This window comes from Massilia agilis, from assembly GCF_024756255.1.
GTDB classification, from domain to species: domain Bacteria; phylum Pseudomonadota; class Gammaproteobacteria; order Burkholderiales; family Burkholderiaceae_D; genus Telluria; species Telluria agilis.
The window spans coordinates 1,382,136-1,400,159 of record NZ_JANUHB010000001.1 but is presented as its reverse complement, the minus strand read 5'-3'; the positions used below and the strand labels follow the sequence as shown (position 1 = coordinate 1,400,159).

Annotated in this window: 16 protein-coding genes; 11 read left to right on the top strand and 5 right to left on the bottom strand. The window is 65.5% G+C overall.

Annotated elements, in window-relative coordinates; translation table 11 throughout:
* Positions 1-18: 18 nt before the first annotated feature.
* The gene (locus tag NX774_RS06355; RefSeq protein WP_258821308.1) at positions 19-885 is read left to right on the top strand and encodes an NAD(P)-dependent oxidoreductase; all 867 of its coding nucleotides are present in this window, start codon (positions 19-21) and stop codon (positions 883-885) included.
* 45 nt (positions 886-930) lie between these two features.
* On the opposite strand, the gene NX774_RS06350 is transcribed toward NX774_RS06355, so the two are convergent.
* The 3 genes from NX774_RS06350 to NX774_RS06340 form a co-directional block, all read right to left on the bottom strand.
* Complete coding sequence (locus tag NX774_RS06350) at positions 931-1,890, bottom strand: hypothetical protein (RefSeq protein ID WP_258821307.1); 960 nt, start codon at positions 1,888-1,890, stop codon at positions 931-933.
* 455 nt (positions 1,891-2,345) lie between these two features.
* Complete coding sequence (locus NX774_RS06345) at positions 2,346-2,531, bottom strand: hypothetical protein (RefSeq protein WP_258821306.1); 186 nt, start codon at positions 2,529-2,531, stop codon at positions 2,346-2,348.
* A 124-nt stretch (positions 2,532-2,655) separates the two neighbouring features.
* A complete protein-coding gene (locus NX774_RS06340) occupies positions 2,656-3,318 on the bottom strand; it encodes a TetR/AcrR family transcriptional regulator (RefSeq protein ID WP_258821305.1) in 663 nt (220 codons plus the stop codon).
* A gap of 110 nt (positions 3,319-3,428) precedes the next feature.
* Here NX774_RS06340 and NX774_RS06335 point away from each other — a divergent pair, with 110 nt between their 5' ends.
* The 9 genes from NX774_RS06335 (at position 3,429) to NX774_RS06295 (ending at position 15,011) form a co-directional block, all read left to right on the top strand.
* Positions 3,429-4,577 carry an HlyD family secretion protein gene (locus NX774_RS06335; RefSeq protein WP_258821304.1) on the top strand — a complete coding sequence of 383 codons (1,149 nt, stop codon included), beginning with the start codon at positions 3,429-3,431 and terminating at the stop codon, positions 4,575-4,577.
* 9 nt (positions 4,578-4,586) lie between these two features.
* The gene (locus NX774_RS06330; RefSeq protein WP_258821303.1) at positions 4,587-6,188 is read left to right on the top strand and encodes a DHA2 family efflux MFS transporter permease subunit; all 1,602 of its coding nucleotides are present in this window, start codon (positions 4,587-4,589) and stop codon (positions 6,186-6,188) included.
* A 93-nt stretch (positions 6,189-6,281) separates the two neighbouring features.
* Positions 6,282-7,739: an efflux transporter outer membrane subunit gene (locus NX774_RS06325; RefSeq protein WP_258821302.1), complete on the top strand. Its 1,458-nt coding sequence runs from the start codon at positions 6,282-6,284 to the stop codon at positions 7,737-7,739.
* 162 nt (positions 7,740-7,901) lie between these two features.
* The gene (locus NX774_RS06320) at positions 7,902-9,608 is read left to right on the top strand and encodes a DUF8614 domain-containing protein (RefSeq protein WP_258821301.1); all 1,707 of its coding nucleotides are present in this window, start codon (positions 7,902-7,904) and stop codon (positions 9,606-9,608) included.
* 175 nt (positions 9,609-9,783) lie between these two features.
* Positions 9,784-10,473, top strand: a complete 690-nt coding sequence (locus tag NX774_RS06315; protein ID WP_258821300.1) for a hypothetical protein — start codon at positions 9,784-9,786, stop codon at positions 10,471-10,473.
* 106 nt (positions 10,474-10,579) lie between these two features.
* The gene (locus NX774_RS06310) at positions 10,580-11,803 is read left to right on the top strand and encodes a BON domain-containing protein (protein WP_258821299.1); all 1,224 of its coding nucleotides are present in this window, start codon (positions 10,580-10,582) and stop codon (positions 11,801-11,803) included.
* A 152-nt stretch (positions 11,804-11,955) separates the two neighbouring features.
* Positions 11,956-12,795 carry an HDOD domain-containing protein gene (locus NX774_RS06305; protein ID WP_258821298.1) on the top strand — a complete coding sequence of 280 codons (840 nt, stop codon included), beginning with the start codon at positions 11,956-11,958 and terminating at the stop codon, positions 12,793-12,795.
* Between the two features lie 94 nt (positions 12,796-12,889).
* Positions 12,890-14,245 (top strand): NfeD family protein, encoded by a 1,356-nt coding sequence (locus NX774_RS06300; protein WP_258821297.1) that lies wholly within the window; start codon positions 12,890-12,892, stop codon positions 14,243-14,245.
* A 1-nt stretch (position 14,246) separates the two neighbouring features.
* The gene (locus NX774_RS06295) at positions 14,247-15,011 is read left to right on the top strand and encodes a slipin family protein (protein WP_258821296.1); all 765 of its coding nucleotides are present in this window, start codon (positions 14,247-14,249) and stop codon (positions 15,009-15,011) included.
* A 6-nt stretch (positions 15,012-15,017) separates the two neighbouring features.
* Here NX774_RS06295 and NX774_RS06290 read toward each other — a convergent pair whose 3' ends face one another.
* Positions 15,018-15,932, bottom strand: coding sequence for a LysR family transcriptional regulator (locus NX774_RS06290; protein WP_258821295.1), 915 nt, complete (start codon positions 15,930-15,932; stop codon positions 15,018-15,020).
* A 103-nt stretch (positions 15,933-16,035) separates the two neighbouring features.
* Between NX774_RS06290 and NX774_RS06285 the strand changes: the two genes are divergently transcribed.
* The gene (locus tag NX774_RS06285) at positions 16,036-16,647 is read left to right on the top strand and encodes a cysteine hydrolase family protein (protein WP_258821294.1); all 612 of its coding nucleotides are present in this window, start codon (positions 16,036-16,038) and stop codon (positions 16,645-16,647) included.
* Here NX774_RS06285 and NX774_RS06280 read toward each other — a convergent pair.
* Positions 16,611-17,654, bottom strand: coding sequence for a S41 family peptidase (locus NX774_RS06280; protein ID WP_258821293.1), 1,044 nt, complete (start codon positions 17,652-17,654; stop codon positions 16,611-16,613). The genes NX774_RS06285 and NX774_RS06280 overlap by 37 nt on opposite strands.
* Positions 17,655-18,024 lie beyond the last annotated feature (370 nt).

Genomic DNA, 18,024 nt, shown 5'->3' with positions numbered 1-18,024 from the left:
GAAACGCGGAGGTCAAAGATGACAATCGGATTTATCGGCTTGGGCGCAATGGGCCGGGGCATGGCGGCGAACCTCTTGAAGGCGGGCGAGCCGCTGGTGGTATGGAACCGCAATCCCGGCCCGGTGCAGGAACTGGTGGACAAGGGCGCGCAGCGCGCCGCGAATGCTTCGGACGCGGGCAGGGTGGACGTGTTGTTCACCATGCTGTCCGACGACGCAGCCGTGCGCGCGGTGCTGTACGACGATGGCGTGTTCGATGCGCTGGCTCCCGGCAGCGTGCATGTGAACATGGCCACGGTCTCGGTCGAGTTCGCACGCGAGATGGCGCGGGTGCATGCGGAGAAAGGTATCGGCTACCTGGCCGCGCCGGTGCTCGGCCGCTCCGATGTGGCGGCGGCCGGCAAGCTGAACATCCTCGCCGGCGGGCCGATCGACCTGGTCAAGCGCGTGCAGCCTTATTTTGACCTGATGGGGCAGAAGACCTGGCCGTTTGGCGATCTGCCCGAGCAGGCTAATGCGGTCAAGCTGGGCGCCAATCTGACGCTGGCGCTGGCGGTCGAGGCGATGGGCGAATCGTCCGCGCTGGCGCGGGCGTACGGCATCGCGCCCGCCGATTTCCTGGACCTGCTGGCCAGCACGCTGTTTGCCGGCTCGCCCGTGTACAAGGGCTATGGCGGCATGATCGCGCAGGAGCGCTACAGCCCGGCCGGGTTCAAGCTGGCGCTGGGCCTGAAGGACGTGAACCTGGCGCTCGATGCCGGGCGCGACAAGGGCGTGCGACTGGCGGCGGGGCAGGCGGTGCGGGACAACCTGCAGCGGGCGGTGCAACAGGGGGAAGGGGAGCTGGACCTCGCGGCGTTGGCGAAGAGGTCAGCGGGTGTTTAGGGATGAGGGCTGATACGTTGCCGGTAGGAGAGCGTGCATTTCGGATCAAAGATCGAACAGGTCGCTCTGAGGATCGACTTCAAGCGGGGTAACTCGATCGATAATAATTGTGGGGCGTCTCTCAGCAACAAAGCGATTCTTGTTGTGACGCGTTATGCGGCCCTCGACCGCACACTGAAGAAACAGAGCAGGCTTGAATTGCCGCACGCTGCCGGCTGCCGGTACGCAATTGATCACGTGTCCCTTGTGTTCTAAGCCGAGCGAATTTGAGGCTTCACTACCTCTGATCAGCCGGCCTTGTATTGATATGCGCATTCCGTGCACGAGCTCGGGAAAAAGAACTTCGTCCGAGAGGTCATTTTGCTCAGTCGGGTCAAACAGTGATTTTTCAGTAGCGGTTATCGTTACCGAATCAATGCGCTCGCCTTGGACGGCTCCAATCGTCAGAAGTTGATCTTTACGTACCACAGACGTCATGCCTACCAATAGACGCGGCGGCATGCTTCGGTACCAACGATGAAACTCCATGGGAATTTCAACGTTATCACCTTGCGCGGTCTCGACAACAACCGCGTCCGTACCAAGCGTTGGCTCGATTCTCGCTAGCTCCCACGGCTTGGGATGCTTCGTCAGCTTTATGAGCCGCACGACGGTTTGCATTGCAGACATCGATTTGGAGAGAGCGTGTTTTAACCCGATGTCTTTAAAATCATTCTCGGCGAGTTTCTCTCCAGCCTTCTTCGCATAACCCAAGGTAAAAGCGCCGGCGACGGCTGAACTTGCTAGCAATACCGCTTCCCACGAACCAGCTCTTGTTAGAACGGGCACGTCGTACCGAAGCGAAGCAAAATCCGGCGATTGCTGGATGTTAAAATAACGTATTGCCTGATCTAGGCTGGTCAATGCGGACCCTGCGCTGCCCGCATCGATAACACCAGAAGAGAAAGAAGTGCCAGAGTATTTTATAAAACCGATTTCGTTGTATTGCTCAACATTTTGCGGCATCGCTTTATTCTTTCAGGAGAGTACGTCTACGGTTAACTGCCCCCAATTGTGATTAATAGTGCACTATAAATATCTTTTGCGCAACTGTCGGTAGTTGAACTTTCGGGTCTTGGAACAGTGGCTCTTCTATTTGTGGGGGAGTGCTGCGGGGAGGATATGGGGTCTTGGTGCGACAGATTGCATCTCGCGGGCTGTAGCCGGGAGGCGTTTAGTCGGCAAACGGGCAAACTTCTTTTATGAGCTGCTTCGCGTCAGATCATGTCTAAAGTCCTTCGGGTGAAGGTCTATTACATGTCATCCGCGTAGATCCTTGTCGCGTAGCCGCTAGCGAAAATACTCAGTTGGAGCGGTTGAAGGGAACCCGTATTCAGCTCGTTCCCACATAGATATGAGCTCGCGTAAAAAATGCCGCCCGGCGAAGCGCGGGGCGGCATGGTTGTTGCGCTTGGGCGCGATCAGTTGAAACTGACGAAGCGCTGCGGAATTTCGATGTTGCCCGACTGCGCGGCTGCGGCATAGGCCCGCATTTCGGCCACCACGGCGTCGAGTTGTTCCTTGCCTGGATTTTCCAGGAACCCTTTCATGCGCTCATGCAGCGCGGCCTGCTGGTCGCGCCATTCGTAGCGGGCCGACTTGCTCATGCAGCCTCCCCGCGGCGCCCCGCCTTGATCTTGTTGTCCATGACATCCTCCTGTAAAGGTCTTCAGGATGCCGCGCCGGTCCCTGCTGGTCGGTGCGATGACTAACATTGACCGTCGAGAGATCTCAGCTTTCTTTCAGCACGGCCCGGTAGAACAGCGACAAGCGCTCGTCCAGGGCGCGCTGCATTTCTTCTGGCGACTGTTTCGGTTGCGGCGACATAAAGCGCATCAGCAAGTCGCCGGCGACGCAGTTCAGCAAAAAGGTCGGCAGCGCGTCGAACGGCAGGTCGGGCCGCAACTGGGCGCGGATGTCGGGACGCGCGAAGAAGCGGCTCAGCATTTCGCGGGTCGGCTTGGGGCCGGCGTTCTCGAACGTCTCGGCCAGCTCCGGGTTGGTCGCGGCCTCGGCGATGATCACGCGCTGCATGCACAATGCTTCCGGCGCCCACAGCAGGGCCAGGAAGTGGCGCCCGAAGTCGTCCACGATCTCCTTGAAAGGGCGGGTGTCCGTCGCCATGTCGCGCACGTTGAAGAAGCGGTCGCGGCGGGACTGGATGACGGCGTTCAACAGCCCGGCCTTGCCGCCGAACTTGACGTAAATAGTGCGCACGGCTACGTGCGCCTCGCGTGCAATCGCTTCCAGGCTGACCTTGGTGTACCCCTGGCTGAGGAACAGCGCGCCCGCCGTCTCGATGAGGTCGTGCATGCGCGCCTCGACCTCGGCTGCCTTGGGCCGGCCTGCGGCCTTGATGCAAGCGTTGCTGCAATCTTGCGTTGGTTTGCTCATGGCCGCACTTTAGATCAATTAGGAATGAAATGCAATCGTTTCATTTCTTGACTTTCGGTTCGGGATGTCCAATAATGCGCCGAAACCATTTCATTTTCTGGAGTCGTTCCATGGCACAAACGCAAGCCGCAGGCGAGCAAAAGAACTTATCCGCGGTCCAGCCCGCAGCGCAGGCTGCGCCCGGCGCGCCGGCACCGGCGGGCAAGAGTCCGCCGAACAAGCGCGTGCTGGTGATCGTTGGCCTGATCGCGCTTGTGGCGCTGGGCGCCGGCGGCCGCATGTGGTACCGCAGCCATTATTACGTCGAGACCGACAACGCCTATGTCACCGGTCACGTGCACCCGGTGTCCTCGCGCATTGCCGGCGTGGTCACGCGCGTGCTGGTGGAAGACAACCAGGTGGTCAAGGCCGGCGACCCGATCGCCGAGCTGGACCCGGCTGACCAGCGCGTGCGCATCGAGCAGATCGAGGCGCAGATCGCCAGCGTGCAGCAGCAGATCGCGCAGTCCGACGCCCAGCTGGCGCAAACCCGCGCCCAGGCCCAGGCTGCGCAGGCCCAGGTGGCGCAAGCCCAGGCCCAGGCGCTGCGCGCCAAGCAGGATGCCGAGCGTTTCGGCCAGCTGTACACCGACCAGATCAAGGCCGTGTCCAAGGCTGAGGTAGATGCCGCCAACGCCGCCCGTGCCAGCGCCGCCGCCGACGTGGCTGCACGGCGCGACACCGCCGCTGCCGCGCAGGCGCAAATCGCCGCCGCCGGCGCCGGGCGCGACGTGCTCAAGGCCCAGGTCAAGGTGCTGCAGGCGCAGCTCAAGGACGCGCAGCAGCAGCTCGGCTACAACAAGGTCGTCTCGCCGGTGGCGGGGCGCATCGGCAAGCGCAGCGTCGAAGTGGGCGCCCGCGTGCAGCCGGGCCAGCAGCTGGCCGCGGTTGTGGAAGACAACGTCTGGGTCACCGCCAACTTCAAGGAAACCCAGCTGGCCGGCCTGCAGCCGGGCCAATCGGTGAACCTGGAAGTGGACGCGCTGCCGGGCCAGCACCTGGTCGGCCACGTGGAGAGCTTCTCGCCGGCCTCGGGCAACCAGTTCGCGCTGCTGCCGGCCGATAACGCAACCGGCAACTTCACCAAGATCGTGCAGCGCGTGCCGGTCAAGATCACGCTCGAGCAAGCGGACCTGAAGCGCCTGTCCGGGCGCCTGGTGCCGGGCATGTCGGTGGTGGCCGAAGTGCCGCTCAAGCAGACCTCGCAGTCGGCGCACTAAAGGACGTCCATGACCAGTTCGACCAAGAGCCTGCACACGGCCGTCCCCGGCGCACCGCCGGTCGGGACCAAGGTCGGGGCACGCACGTGGATTGCGGTCGCGGCAGGCATGCTGGGCGCCTTCATGGCGGTGCTCGACATCCAGATCACCAACTCGTCGCTCAAGGACATCCTGGGCGCGCTGTCGGCCACACAGGAAGAGGGCTCGTGGATCTCCACCGCCTACCTGTGCGCCGAGATCGTGGTGATCCCGATGACCGCGCTGTTCACGCTGGCGTTCGGCGCGCGCCGCTACCTGATCGGCACCACGGCGCTGTTCCTGCTGTTCTCGACCCTGTGCGGCGCGGCCTGGAACCTGCCGAGCATGATCGTGTTCCGCATGCTGCAGGGCTTCACCGGCGGCGCGCTGATCCCGATGGCCATGACGCTGGTGATGACGCGCCTGCCCGCCAACAAGCGCGCCGTGGGCCTGGCCGTGTTCGGCCTGACTGCCACGCTGGCGCCGGCGATGGGGCCGACCCTGGGCGGCTACCTCACCGAGCTGTATGGCTGGCCGTCGATCTTCTACATCAACTGGGTGCCGGGCGTGCTGCTCATGGCCGGCATGTGGTGGGGCATGGACCGCGAACCGCTCGACCTGTCCAAGCTGGTGGACGCGGACTGGCTCGGCATTGCGCTGATGGCGCTGGGGCTGGCCAGCCTGACGATCTTCCTGGAAGAGGGCAACAGCAAGGACTGGTTCGAGTCGGGGTTCATCCTGACCTTCGCCGCGCTGGCCATCTTCGGCATCCTCGGCTGGGTGGCGGTGAGCTTCTGGCGGCCGCACCCGTTCGTGAACCTGGGCCTGTACGGGCATCGCAACTTCCTCGTCGCGACTGCGCTGTCGGCGGTGATCGGCATGGGCTTGTACGGTTCGTCGTTCCTGCTGCCGCTGTTCCTCGGCCAGATCGCCAACTACACGCCCATGCAGATCGGCGAGGTGATCGCCTGGATGGGCTTTCCGCAGCTGCTGGTGATGCCGTTCGCCGCGGCGCTGTCTTCGCGCGTGGACAACCGCATCATGTGCTCGTTCGGCCTGGCGATGTTCGGCGGCTCGTGCGTGATGAACGCGTTCATGGATGCGAGCACCGGCTATGACCAGTTGATCGTGTCGCAGGTGATCCGCGCCATCGGCCAGCCGTTCGTGATGCTCACCCTGTCGAATTTCGCGATGCAAGGCATCAAGCCGCAGGACATGCCGTCCGCATCGAGCCTGTTCAACATGACCCGCAACCTCGGCGGCTCGATCGGCATCGCGCTGCTGGCCACCGCACTGACCAACCGCGAGCACTTCCATTCTGCGCGGCTGGGCGAGTCGGTGTCCGACTACTCGCTGGCGACCCAGCAGCGCCTGGACGGGCTGACGCAGAACTTCATCGCAAGCGGCATCGACCCCGCGGACGCGGCCAACAAGGCCATGCGCGTGGTCGATAACGTGGTGCGGCGCGAATCGTACGTGATGGCCTACAACGACAGCTTCCTGATCGTCGGCCTGGTGCTGCTCGGCTGCATTGCGGTGATCTGGTTTGCCGACAAAGTGAAGTCGCCCGGCGGCGCCCCCGGCGCACATTAAAAACATGAGAACGTCGTCCCGGCGCAGGCCGGGACCCATGCTGGGCGCGCGAACCTGCCGCGCCGGCCGTGGCACAAAAATGAAGGACCAATAATGATCAAGCCTTTCGTTCACAGCACCCTGGCACTCGCAATCGCCGCCACCCTGACTGCCTGCGGCACCGTCGGCAAGGATTTCGTCGCCCCGCAGGGAGTCGAGACCCCGGCATGGCGCCACGCCGCAACGCAAAGCGATGCCGCGCACCTGCCGGCCGCCTGGTGGACCGTGTTCGGCGACGACACGCTGAACACGCTCGAGCAGCGCGCCTTGCGCGACAACCCGAGTGTGCTGGCCAGCGCGCAGCGGCTGCTGCAGGCGCAGGCGCAGCTGGGCGTCTCGCGCGCCGGCCAGGCGCCGCAGGTCTCGGTGGGCGCATCGGTGGCCAATTCGCGCACCTCGGCCCAGACCGCGCAGGGCATCGCGCTGGGCCATCGCTCCATTTCCGGCAACGAGTATTCCTTCAATGGTTCGCTGTCGTGGGAACTCGACTTGTGGGGCCGCGTGCGCCGCGTGGTGGAAGCGGCCGACGCGCAGGCGCTGGCCGCCCAGTACGACCGCGACGGCGTCATGCTCATGCTGTCCGGTCAGGTGGCCACCGCCTACTGGCAGCTGCGCGGGCTGGACGCGGAACTGGCGATCCTGCAGGACGCGCTGACCGCACGCACCGAGGCGCAGCAGCTGGTCGAAGCGCGCTTTAACGCCGGCCTGACCAATGAGCTGGACGTCTCGCGCGCCCGCGTCGAACGTGCCAATGCCGAGGCTGACCTGCACGAGGTGCGGCGCCAGCGCAACCAGGTCGAGCACGGCCTGGCGGTGCTGGTGGGCGTCTCGCCCAGCGTGCCGCTGGTGGCTGCCGCGCCGCGCGCCCAGCTGCCGCAGCCGCCGATGATTCCGGTCGGCCTGCCGGCCAGTGTGCTTGGCCAGCGCCCGGACCTGGCCGCCAGCGTGGCGGGCCTCAAGGCATCCAATGCGCAGGTCGGCGTGGCCGAAGGCGCTTTCTATCCGTCGGTGTCGCTGACCGGGCGTTATGGCTTTGCTTCCGAGAGCCTGCACGACCTCACGATGGCCGACTCGCGCATGTTCTCGTTCGGGCCGCTGGGGCTGTCGCTGCCGCTGTTCGACGGTGGCCGCAACAAGGCCAACCTGGCGCTGGCCAAGGCGCGCTACGACGAGGCGGTGGCAAACCACCAGGGCCGCTTGCTGACGGCGCTGCGCGAGGTTGAAGACGCGCTGTCGGACGTGCAGCAGCGGCAGCAGCAGGGCGCGGTACAGGAGCAGGCGCGCCAGGCCGCCGATCGCGCGCTGGTGGTGGCGCAGGCGCGTTACGAGCGTGGCGTATCGACCTACCTGGACGTGACCGATGCGCAGCGCAGCGCGCTGGCGGCCGATCGCGCCGGCGTGCAGATCGCGACCCAGCGGCTGCTCGCATCCGTGGCGGTTGCTCGTGCGCTGGGCGGTGGCTGGACGCAGCAGGCTTCTTCGCCCGCCGTCGCGCAAGTCGCCGCCAAATAACCGTCGTTCCCGCGCAGGCGGGGACCCATAGAACGCTTGCCAGGCCTTCACAGGCCGCGTAGCCGCATACTCTGCATGGGTCCCGGCCTTCGCCGGGACGACGGTTTTGCGGGTGTGGTTAGGATTACAATGCACCGGTTGCAATCCTTAACCCAGGGACCCATGAAAAAAATTCTCGCCCCCGTCATGCTGGCAGCCGCCATGAGCGCTGCCTTTGCCGCCACCGCCCCGGCCACCCCGGACGTGCCGCAGCTGAACGCGATGGCCAAGCGCTTCTCGCCCACCGACCTGCGCGCCGACACCTCGGCGCTGTCCGCCGGCGACCGCGTCGCGATCGCCAAGCTGATCGAAGCGGCCAAAATCGTCGACACCCTGCAGCTGCGCCAGCGCTGGGCCGGCAACGAGGCGCTGTGGGCATCGCTCCAGAAGGACAAGACGCCACTGGGCGCCGCGCGCCGCAACTACTTCTGGCTGAATAAAGGCCCGTGGTCGATCATCGACGACAACAAGTCCTTCATGCCCGCCGAGTACGCCGGCATCCGCATCCCCGCCACCAAGCCGGCCGCCGCCAACTTCTACCCGGAAGGCGCGACCAAGCACGAACTGGAAGCGTGGATGAATGCGCTGCCCGCCGACCAGAAGGAGCAGGCGCAGTGGTTCTACACCGTGATACGCAAGGGCAGCGACGGCAAGTTCAAGACCGTGAAGTACTCCGACGAGTACAAGCCGGAGCTGGAAAAACTGGCCAAGCTGCTGCGTGAAGCGGCCGCCGCCACCGGCAACGCCTCGCTCAAGAAGTTCCTGAACCTGCGCGCGGACGCCTTCCTGTCCAACGACTACCTGGCCTCGGACTTTGCGTGGATGGACCTGGATTCGCCGGTGGACGTGACTATCGGCCCGTACGAGACCTACAACGACGAGCTGTTCGGCTACAAGGCCGCGTTCGAGGCGTACGTGAACATCCGCGACGCCAAGGAAACGCAGAAGCTGAACTTCTTCGGCAAGCACATGCAGGAGCTGGAAGACAACCTGCCCCTCGACGCAAAATACCGCAACCCGAAGGTGGGCGCGCTGGCGCCGATGGTGGTGGTGAACGAGGTCTATGGCGCCGGCGACGGCAACATGGGCGTGCAGACCGCCGCCTACAACCTGCCCAACGACGAACGGATCATCAGCCAGCGCGGCTCCAAGCGCGTGATGCTCAAGAACGTGCAGGAAGCGAAGTTCGACTCCACGCTGCGCCCGATCACGAAGCTGGTGCTGCGACCGCAAGACCAGAAGGACCTGGACTTCGACGCGTTCTTCACCCACATCCTCGCGCACGAGATCACGCACGGCCTGGGCCCGCACATCACGCGCAACGGCGGCAAGGAATCGACGCCGCGCCAGGACCTGAAGGACGCCTACTCGACCATCGAGGAGGCCAAGGCCGACATCACCGGCCTGTGGGCGCTGTCGTACATGATGGACAAGGGCCAGCTGAAGGATACGCTGGGGCAGGGCGCCGCGGCCGAGCGAAAACTGTTTAACACGTTCCTGGCGTCCGCTTTCCGCACGCTGCACTTCGGCCTGACCGATTCGCACGCGCGCGGCATGGCGATCCAGATGAACTACCTGCTCGACCACGGCGGCTTCGTGTCGCATGGCGACGGCACGTTCTCGGTCGACCTTGGCAAGATCAAGCAGGCCGTGGCCGACCTCGACCGCGAGTTCCTGACCATCGAAGCCACCGGCGACTACGCCCGCGCCCAGGCGATGATGAAGAAGTACGTCGTCATCCGACCGGACGTGCAAAAGGCGCTGGACAAGATGAAGGATGTCCCCAACGACATCCGCCCCGCCTTCACCACCGCCGCTTCCCTGAAATAACCGCCATGTCGTCCCGGCGCAAGCCGGGACCCATGCTGAGCTTGCGCCGCTGCGCTGTGTGCAATCCCGACACCTTTGCCTTCTTTGCCACAGCGAAAAATTTTCTCCATTTAGCAGGTTCTCCGGCCCGTAGAATTGCCTTAAGGCATTTCAACACCCCTCCGGAAACCTCGCGATGCGCAAGCTTCTCCCGTTCCTTCCGATGCTGCTGGCATTTCACGCTGCATCCGCCGCCGACCTCACCGAACAGGAAACCCGCTGGCTGCGCGCGGCCGCCCCGGTCCTGTCGTATTCGCAACAGCTGAAACTCCCGATCGACATCATCGTTCAGCCGCAGGCAAAGGCGGGCGACGTGCCGCTGGCGATGGGGTTCGACGGCGGCCGCTGCAAGCTGGTGCTGTCCCTGCGTGGCAATGCCGACGCCGAGGCGGTGCTGGGCAGCGTGCCCGAGGCATCGCGCGCCGAACTGATCGAAGCGATGGCTGCGCACGAGATCGGGCACTGCTGGCGCTACGCACAGGGCGTCTGGCATGCGCTGCCGGCCGGCTTTGTCGAGGTTGGCGAGCAGAGCGCGTCCGACCAGTCGCTGCTGGCCGAGGCCAGGGCGATCCGTGAAAACCGCCGCGAGGAGGGCTACGCCGACCTGGTTGCGCTGGCCTGGATACGGCACAGCCACCCCGGCGACTACGGCCGCATCTACGGCTGGCTCGCCTCGGTGCGCGCCACCCAGCCGGTGTCCGGCGCCGGCCACGATACCCGCGCCTGGGTGAACCTGGCCCGCGACGGCGACGCGTTCGGCGCCGCCGACAAGCCGTTCGAGGACGCGCTGCCCCTGTGGCGCAAGGGCTTGCTGACCGACGAGTAACAGCGGGCGGGTGGTTTTTTCGACAAGTGTTCGATGTCGCACAGATGACGCCGTTGCACAGGCGTTAAATCATGGTATTAACAACAACGGACGCAAGGGACACCACATGAAAACGCTCATCGCCGCCCTGCTGGCGACTGCCGCCGGCTCCAGCCATGCATTCGCACCCACCGCCGCGCTCAACCACGACCCGGCCACCTATCGTGCAGTGACCCAGAAGGCCGCCGCCGAGTACAAGGCTGCCGCCGCCAAGTGCAACGGCATGAGCGGCAATGACAAGGACGTGTGCATGGCCGAGGCGAAGGCGGCGCGAGCGCGCACCGAGTCCGACGCGCTGGCCAAATACAACCAGACCAGCGAAAGCCGCACCAAGGCGCGCGAGCGGGTGGCCGATGCCGAATACGCGGTGGCCAAGGCCAAGTGCGGCGCGATGAGCGGGGCCGACAAGGACAGCTGCCTGAACAACGCCAAGTCCACCCACACGGCCGCGCTGGCCGATGCGAAGAGCGGCCGCGACGTGAGCGCATCCGGCGCCAGCGGCAGCGGCGGCACCGTGATCGCGGGCACCGGCAACGCCAACGCATCGAAGGCCATGGAGAAGTGCGAGCAAGCCGGCGGCGACGCGCGCACCGGTTGCCTGGTCCAGACCAAGCCGGGTCCGGCAACGGCGGCGGCCCGGGCCGGCAACGAGGTTGCGGCGCACACCGAGAACGCGGCCGCCGACACGCGTGATGCGGCTGCGGTTGCGGCCGACAAGACCCGCAGCGCCGCTTCCACCGCCGCCGAGAAGACGAAGGAGCTGGCACAGGCCACGGTGGAAAAGACCAAGGAGGTGGCCCATACCGTCGCCCAGAAGACCGAGACCGCCTTGGACAGGGCTGGCGAGAAGAGCCGCGAGGTTGCCTCGACTGCGGCGCAAAAGACCGAGAACACGATGGAGCGCGCTGGCGACAAGACCCGCCAGGCCGCATCGACTGCGGCGCACAAGACCGAAAACGCGATGGAGCGGGCTGGCGAGAAGACGCGCGACACCGCGGCTACCGTTGCCGACAAAGCTGACGGCGCCACCGACACCGCCGCCGCCAACACGCGCGAGGCCGGCAAGAAGACCGCGGTCGCCGCTTCCGACACCGCTATCACGACCAAGGTCAAGGCCAGCCTGTTCAAGGAACCGGACCTCAAATCGCTGGCCATTCACGTCGAGACCGAGAAGGGCGTGGTGATGCTGAGCGGCTTCGTCGATTCCAAGGCCGAGGCGGACAAGGCGGTCAAGGTGGCCAAGGAAGTGGATGGGGTGGCCAACGTGAAGAGCGCCATCAAGGTGAAGTAGGCACCCCCGGTATGCATATATGTGACGGTTCCGCGCGCGGCTGACACACACTGTCGCGCCGCGTCCACGGAACCGCGCTTGTCACGGCACGGTTCCCGCCATCGCATGAGATGCGAGGCAACCAGTTCACCTTGCCAGCGTATAATCGAGCGGTGAACAGAATCGAAGCCTTTGGTTACATCGCCGCCCAGGCAGCGCGCGGCGACATGACCTTCCCAACCAGCGTCAATGCCGTCCTGCGCCTTCAATTGGCGCTGGAGGATCCCGATTGCCATCTGGAAGACGCAATCCGCCTGGTGCTGGGCGAGCCGCAGCTGGCGGCGCGTACCGTGGCGCTGGCGAACACCGCTGCCTATAACAGTGCGGCCGGGCCGCAAATCACCAACGTGCGCGCGGCCGTCGCGCGGATCGGCTACCGGCGCCTGCAGGCGCTCGTGGCCAGCCTGGTGGTGCGCCAGTTCGGCAGCCGCATCGTGGACCCTGGCCTGCGCGCCAAGGCCGAGCAGCTCTGGGCGCATACCGCCCACGTGGCGGCGCTGGCCGAGGCGTTTGCGCGCCGGGTCACCTTCGTCAACCCCGACACCGCCCTGTTTGCCGGCATCGTGCACGAGGTCGGCGGCTTCTACCTGCTTTCGCGCGCCGACGAATTCCCGGGCCTGCTGGACGAAGATCCCGAGAACTGGGCCGAGCTGTGCGAGGACGTGGTCAGCCGCGAGGTGCTGCGCAAGCTGGCCGTACCGGCGCCGGTGGCCGAAGCGATCGTCGAACTGCGTGGCGCGTGGCTGGGCATGCCTCCCGAAACCCTGCGCGACACGCTGCTGCTGGCCAACCAGTACACCCCCGTGGCCTCGCCGCTGGGCACGCCGCCGCCGCCACCACCGGAGCACGCCGAAAGCGCGCTCGACTTCGTGCTCGACGAAGACACGCTGCGCGACATCCAGCGCGAGGCGGCCGAGACCTTCATCTCCATGGACGGGCCGCCGCTGGCCTGAGCCGTTTGCCTGGTGTTCCCGCTTGCGGAACCAAGGCCGAAGCCAGCACTTCTAACCCGTTGGGAGGGACACCCGTCCGTCGCGAGGTGCTGGCATGTTCCCATCATGGCCGGCAAGGCTGGCTTGTTCGTTGCTGATGGCGCTGGCGGCGCTGGCCCCGGCGCGCCTGTTCGGCGCGCCCCGTGCGGTTGACCTGCCGGGCACGGCCAAGGTCGTCGTGCTCACCGTGGACGGCGCCATCGGCCCGGCCTATGCCGACTACGTCGCCCGCGGCATCGCCCGCGCCGCAAGCCAGCGCGCCCAGCTCGTCGTGCTGCGGCTGGACACGCCGGGCGGCCTGGACACGTCCATGCGCACCATCATCCGCGCGATCCTGACGGCGCCGCTGCCGGTGGCGAGCTACGTCGCTCCCGGTGGCGCGCGCGCGGCCAGCGCCGGCACCTACATCCTGTACGCCAGCCACATCGCCGCCATGGCGCCTGGCACCAACCTGGGCGCCGCCACGCCGGTTGCCGTGGGCCCGGGCGGCGCCGAGCCGGCCAGGGAAAAGACGCCATCGACGATGGAACACAAAGAGGTCAACGATGCCGCCGCCTACATCCGCGGGCTGGCCCAGATGCGCGGCCGTAATGCCGACTGGGCCGAGCAGGCGGTGCGCGAAGCCGTCAGCCTGTCCGCGGAGGAGGCGCTCAAGGCACACGTGGTCGATGACGTGGCGCCGGACCTGCCGCGGCTGCTGGCGCTGCTCGACGGCAGGACCGTGACCGTGCTCGGCCAGCCGAAAACGCTGCACACCGCGCGCGCTCCCGTCGAGGACGCGGCCCCGGACTGGCGCACACGCCTGCTCGCCGCCATCACCAACCCGAGCGTCGCGCTGATCCTGATGACCGTGGGGATCTACGGGCTGGTGTTCGAATTCATGAGCCCCGGCGCGATCGCGCCCGGCGTGGCCGGCACGATCTGCCTGCTGCTCGGCCTGTACGGCCTGCAGCTCCTGCCGGTCAACTACTCGGGCCTGGCGCTCATCCTGCTCGGGCTCGGGCTGATGGTGGCGGAAGCCTTCCTGCCCACGTTCGGCGCGATCGGCATTGGCGGCGTGATCGCGTTCGTGATCGGCGCGCTGATGCTGATCGAGACCGACCGGCCCGGCTTTGGCATCCCGCCAGTCCTGGTCGGCACGCTTGGGGTGGCGGCGGGCCTCTTGGTCACGGCAACGGCGAACGTGGCCTTGCGCACACGCCGCCGCAAGCCGGTGAGCGGGGCCGAGGCGCTGGTCGGCAGCGTGGGCGAAATGCTGGAGGGCGCCACGCGCGAAGGCTGGGCCAACATCGGCGGCGAGACCTGGCACGTCGTCACCGACACGCCGCTCGCGCGCGCCCAGCGGGTGCGCGTAGTCGCCATGCGCGGGCCCGTGCTGCAGGTGGTGCCTGAAAATGAACAAGGAGCCTGAGATGCTAATCGAGTTCAGTTTTTCGATCGGCCTGGTCATCGTGCTGCTGGCCGTGCTGCTGGCGATGTCGGTGCGCATTTTGCGCGAATACGAGCGCGGCGTGGTGTTCCAGCTCGGGCGCTTCTGGGCCGTGAAGGGGCCCGGGCTGTTCCTGCTGATCCCGGTGCTGCAGCAAATGGTGCGGGTGGACCTGCGCACCATCGTGCACGACGTGCCCAAGCAGGACGTGATCTCGCGCGACAACGTGTCGGTGCGGGTGAGCGCGGTGCTGTACTTCCGCGTGATCGACCCGGCCAAGGCCATCATCCAGGTCGCGAATTTTTTCGAGGCCACCAGCCAGCTGGCGCAGACGACGCTGCGCTCGGTGCTGGGCAAGCACGAACTCGACCAGATGCTGGCCGAGCGCGAAAAGCTCAACATCGACATCCAGCAGGTGCTGGACGCGCAGACCGACGCGTGGGGCATCAAGGTGGCCAACGTCGAGATCAAGCACGTCGACCTGGACGAGTCGATGATCCGCGCGATTGCGCGCCAGGCCGAGGCCGAGCGCGAGCGCCGCGCCAAGGTGATCCACGCGGAGGGCGAACTGCAGGCGTCGGAAAAGCTGATGCAGGCCGCGCAGGTGCTGGGGCGCCAAAGCGGCTCGATGCAGTTGCGCTACCTGCAGACCTTGTCCACGATCGCCAGCGACAAGACCGCCACCATCGTGTTCCCGCTGCCGGTGGAGATGCTGCGCTCGTTCATGGACGCCAAGGACGGCGGCTAAACGCCATCACTCCCAGCTGACGATGCCGCCCTGGTAAGCCCGTGTCCGCGCCACGATACGCTTGTCGCGCAGGAAGCGCAGCACCGCCTTCACGGCCGGCGCGCGCATCGTGCCAGGCAGGGCGGCGATGACGAATTCGCGCCGCGCCGGAATCGGCAGCGCAAGCGTGCGCACCTCGTCGGGCCGGGGAAAGACCGACAGCTCGGGCAGGATCGAAAATCCCATGCCGCGCCCGACCATGGCGGCGATGCTCGTATCGTTGGCCAGCGTGCGGCTTGGCTGCGCCGCGAAACCGGCCACACGGCAGCGCTCCAGCACCGCGGCGGCTCCCGAGCAGGCCAGCGCGATGAACGGCAGGCCATCGAGCGCCGGCCAGCCGCCGTCGATGCGCGGGGCCAGCGAGGCGGGCAGCACCAGCCGGTAGCTGTCGAACAGGTAGGGCTGCCACGCAAGCGCGTCATCCACCGGCCGCTGCGCAATGCCGATATCGGCGCGGCCCTGCAGCACCGCTTGTGCCACATCGTCGCGCTCGTCGCAGCCGTCGTCGATCTCGATCTCGATGCCAGGATATTCCAGCGCCAGTGCCTCGAGCGCGTGCGGCAGCAGGTGCGTGCCCACGCTGCGAAAGCATGCGATGCGCACGCGTCCCGCCAGGGCCTGGCTGTCGCGCGCGGCGTCGAGCAGGCTGGCCTCGATCCGCAGCATCTGCCGCGCCTTGTCCAGAACCCGGTGGCCGGCATCGGTCGGCGCCGAGCCAACGCGTGTGCGCGCGAGCAGGCGCACGCCGAGCTCGCGTTCGAGCTCGCCGATCGCGTGGCTGATGCGCGATTGCGTGCAGTCGAGCTGCGCGGCGGCCGCGCTGAAACTGCCGTGATCCGCGACCGCAACCAGCATCCTGAGTTGGCTGAGCTTCATAGCCATCGAAATCCTTCATGGATGAGCTGGCAATTATCGGGCATTTCGGTTGGGCTTGCAGCAACGCGCGGGCGAAGATGGCGGCTCGTCCACATGAAAGGAGTACCCGATGCAGCAACTGCCCGCCAACGCCGCGCTGATCGTCATCGACGTGCAGCAGGCATTCAACGATCCGAGCTGGGGAGAGCGCAACAACCCGCAGGCCGAGCAGAACGTCGCACGGCTGCTCGCCGGTTGGCGCGCAACCGGCCGGCCGCTCTTTCACATCCAGCACCGTTCGCAGCGGCCGGGCAGCCTGTTCCACCCGGACGCGCCGGGCTTTCGCGTCAAGCCGGAAGCGGCGCCGCTCGCGGGCGAACCGGTCCTGTACAAGAACGTGAACAGTTCGTTCATCGGCACCGACCTGGAACAGCGCCTGCGCGCGGACGGGATCGGCACGCTGGTCATCTGCGGCATCACCACCGACCACTGCGTATCGACGACCACGCGCATGGCCGGTAATTTCGGTTTCGAGGTGTTCTTCGCGGCCGATGCGGCGGCGACCTTCGAGCGCACAGGCCCCGACGGCCGCCACTACAGCGCGCAGCTGATGCACGATACCGCGCTGGCCAGCCTGCACGGGGAATTCGCCACGGTGGTGCCGACGGCGGACATACTCGATGCGCTCTCGCGTCGAGCGATCCGTCAATGTCCCGCGTCGCCAGGCGCGGCGGTTCCTTGAAGTCGACGCTGCAGCAGGTCCTTGGCCACCGCAAGCGCGTTGTCGGGCGTTGCTGCGATATCCGGGATGACGCCCACTCCTTCCCAATTAGTATGGGTAATTGGACTGATGGTGCGCCGGCTAGGTATCACGGCGTAAAAATGGTCGCCAAGGCGATAAGGGCGCGCGGCATGGGCTCCGCCCCAAGTCCGCTCGCCGATCACTGTGGCGCGTTTCAGCGCTTGCATCGTGTACACGAATGCCTCGGCAGCGGACTTCGTATTGGGGCCTGCCAGGATGAGGACCGGCTTCTTGCCACCATAGCGTTTGCCGTCAAGCTTATCCTGCGTCCAGTACTGTGTGGTGATGTTGGTGGCACGTTCCCAGGTGTCGTTGAGGCGGGTGCGCTCGTCAACAAAATAGCTGATCAGTAACGCCACTGAGTCTCCCCCGCCGCCGCCGTTGTTGCGCAGGTCAATGATGAGGCCATCGGTGTCAGCCAGTTCATTCATCGCCGTGGCGAACTTTTCGGATACGAGAAAAACCGGCCCGAACGAGGAAATCTGCAGGTAGCCGATATTGGGGCTCAGGTGGTCAACCTTTTCGACGCCAAGGTTTGACGCGAGGACCCTTTGGAGCACCGCAGGTGGCACCTGTTTTTCCCACTCCGCCCGCGTCTGGGGTGGCGGGGGCATTGAATCCTCGGACGGGACCGGGCGGGCACTGAAATCTACCAACATATGCTTGTCGTGGATAACGCCATCAATGTCATCCGATAGCTGTTTGGCCAGCTGTTTGCCGTCCGTGATCCCATCGTACTTGCCCTCGCGCTGGCGCTGGCGCAGGACCGCCTCGGCTTGTTTAGCTTTGTCGGGAAAAACATAGTAGGCATTTAGCTTGGCAACCAGTGCATCGACGACCTCCAATTGGGTTGCGCGATTCAGCTCTACTGTCTCCGGGGGGCTGGCGATCGCTCCGGTCATCGTCAGGATCAGCAAAGACGGTATGACAATCCATTTCTTGTTCATTTTTTCCTCTGAGTGTGGCACGCGGTTTTTGGGCAATCAGAAACGATCACGTCATCAATGAGGCAACGAAGCGGAATCAGGGTAGCACAAAACTTACTATTTGATAGCAAAAAATAGTGCGTGACTGACGCAGGTGCGATATGGGGGCGACCAAAGCTCAACGAGCGGTTTCATTGAAGGCAAAGCGGCAACCGACGCGCGAAGGTTGCCAATGAACCGGAAAAGATAGAAGACGAGGCGCCGGACGGCTCCAAGGCTGAGCTGGGGCAGTCGGAACGGCTGGATTGCCGTCGCCCCTGCGGAAGCCGGGGCCCATGCTGAGTATGCGGCCACGCGACTTGTGCCGAAGGCGCACGCTCAGCATGGGTCC

Excerpts from the sequence above, each read along its gene's own strand:
- NX774_RS06330 (WP_258821303.1), top strand. The coding sequence starts at position 4,587 with ATGACCAGTTCGACCAAGAGCCTGCACACGGCCGTCCCCGGCGCACCG.
- NX774_RS06355 (WP_258821308.1), top strand. The coding sequence starts at position 19 with ATGACAATCGGATTTATCGGCTTGGGCGCAATGGGCCGGGGCATGGCG.
- NX774_RS06325 (WP_258821302.1), top strand. The coding sequence starts at position 6,282 with ATGATCAAGCCTTTCGTTCACAGCACCCTGGCACTCGCAATCGCCGCC.
- NX774_RS06340 (WP_258821305.1), bottom strand. The coding sequence starts at position 3,318 with ATGAGCAAACCAACGCAAGATTGCAGCAACGCTTGCATCAAGGCCGCA.
- NX774_RS06335 (WP_258821304.1), top strand. The coding sequence starts at position 3,429 with ATGGCACAAACGCAAGCCGCAGGCGAGCAAAAGAACTTATCCGCGGTC.
- NX774_RS06300 (WP_258821297.1), top strand. The coding sequence starts at position 12,890 with ATGTTCCCATCATGGCCGGCAAGGCTGGCTTGTTCGTTGCTGATGGCG.
- NX774_RS06285 (WP_258821294.1), top strand. The coding sequence starts at position 16,036 with ATGCAGCAACTGCCCGCCAACGCCGCGCTGATCGTCATCGACGTGCAG.
- NX774_RS06345 (WP_258821306.1), bottom strand. The coding sequence starts at position 2,531 with ATGAGCAAGTCGGCCCGCTACGAATGGCGCGACCAGCAGGCCGCGCTG.
- NX774_RS06280 (WP_258821293.1), bottom strand. The coding sequence starts at position 17,654 with ATGAACAAGAAATGGATTGTCATACCGTCTTTGCTGATCCTGACGATG.
- NX774_RS06310 (WP_258821299.1), top strand. The coding sequence starts at position 10,580 with ATGAAAACGCTCATCGCCGCCCTGCTGGCGACTGCCGCCGGCTCCAGC.
- NX774_RS06290 (WP_258821295.1), bottom strand. The coding sequence starts at position 15,932 with ATGGCTATGAAGCTCAGCCAACTCAGGATGCTGGTTGCGGTCGCGGAT.
- NX774_RS06315 (WP_258821300.1), top strand. The coding sequence starts at position 9,784 with ATGCGCAAGCTTCTCCCGTTCCTTCCGATGCTGCTGGCATTTCACGCT.
- NX774_RS06295 (WP_258821296.1), top strand. The coding sequence starts at position 14,247 with ATGCTAATCGAGTTCAGTTTTTCGATCGGCCTGGTCATCGTGCTGCTG.
- NX774_RS06320 (WP_258821301.1), top strand. The coding sequence starts at position 7,902 with ATGAAAAAAATTCTCGCCCCCGTCATGCTGGCAGCCGCCATGAGCGCT.
- NX774_RS06350 (WP_258821307.1), bottom strand. The coding sequence starts at position 1,890 with ATGCCGCAAAATGTTGAGCAATACAACGAAATCGGTTTTATAAAATAC.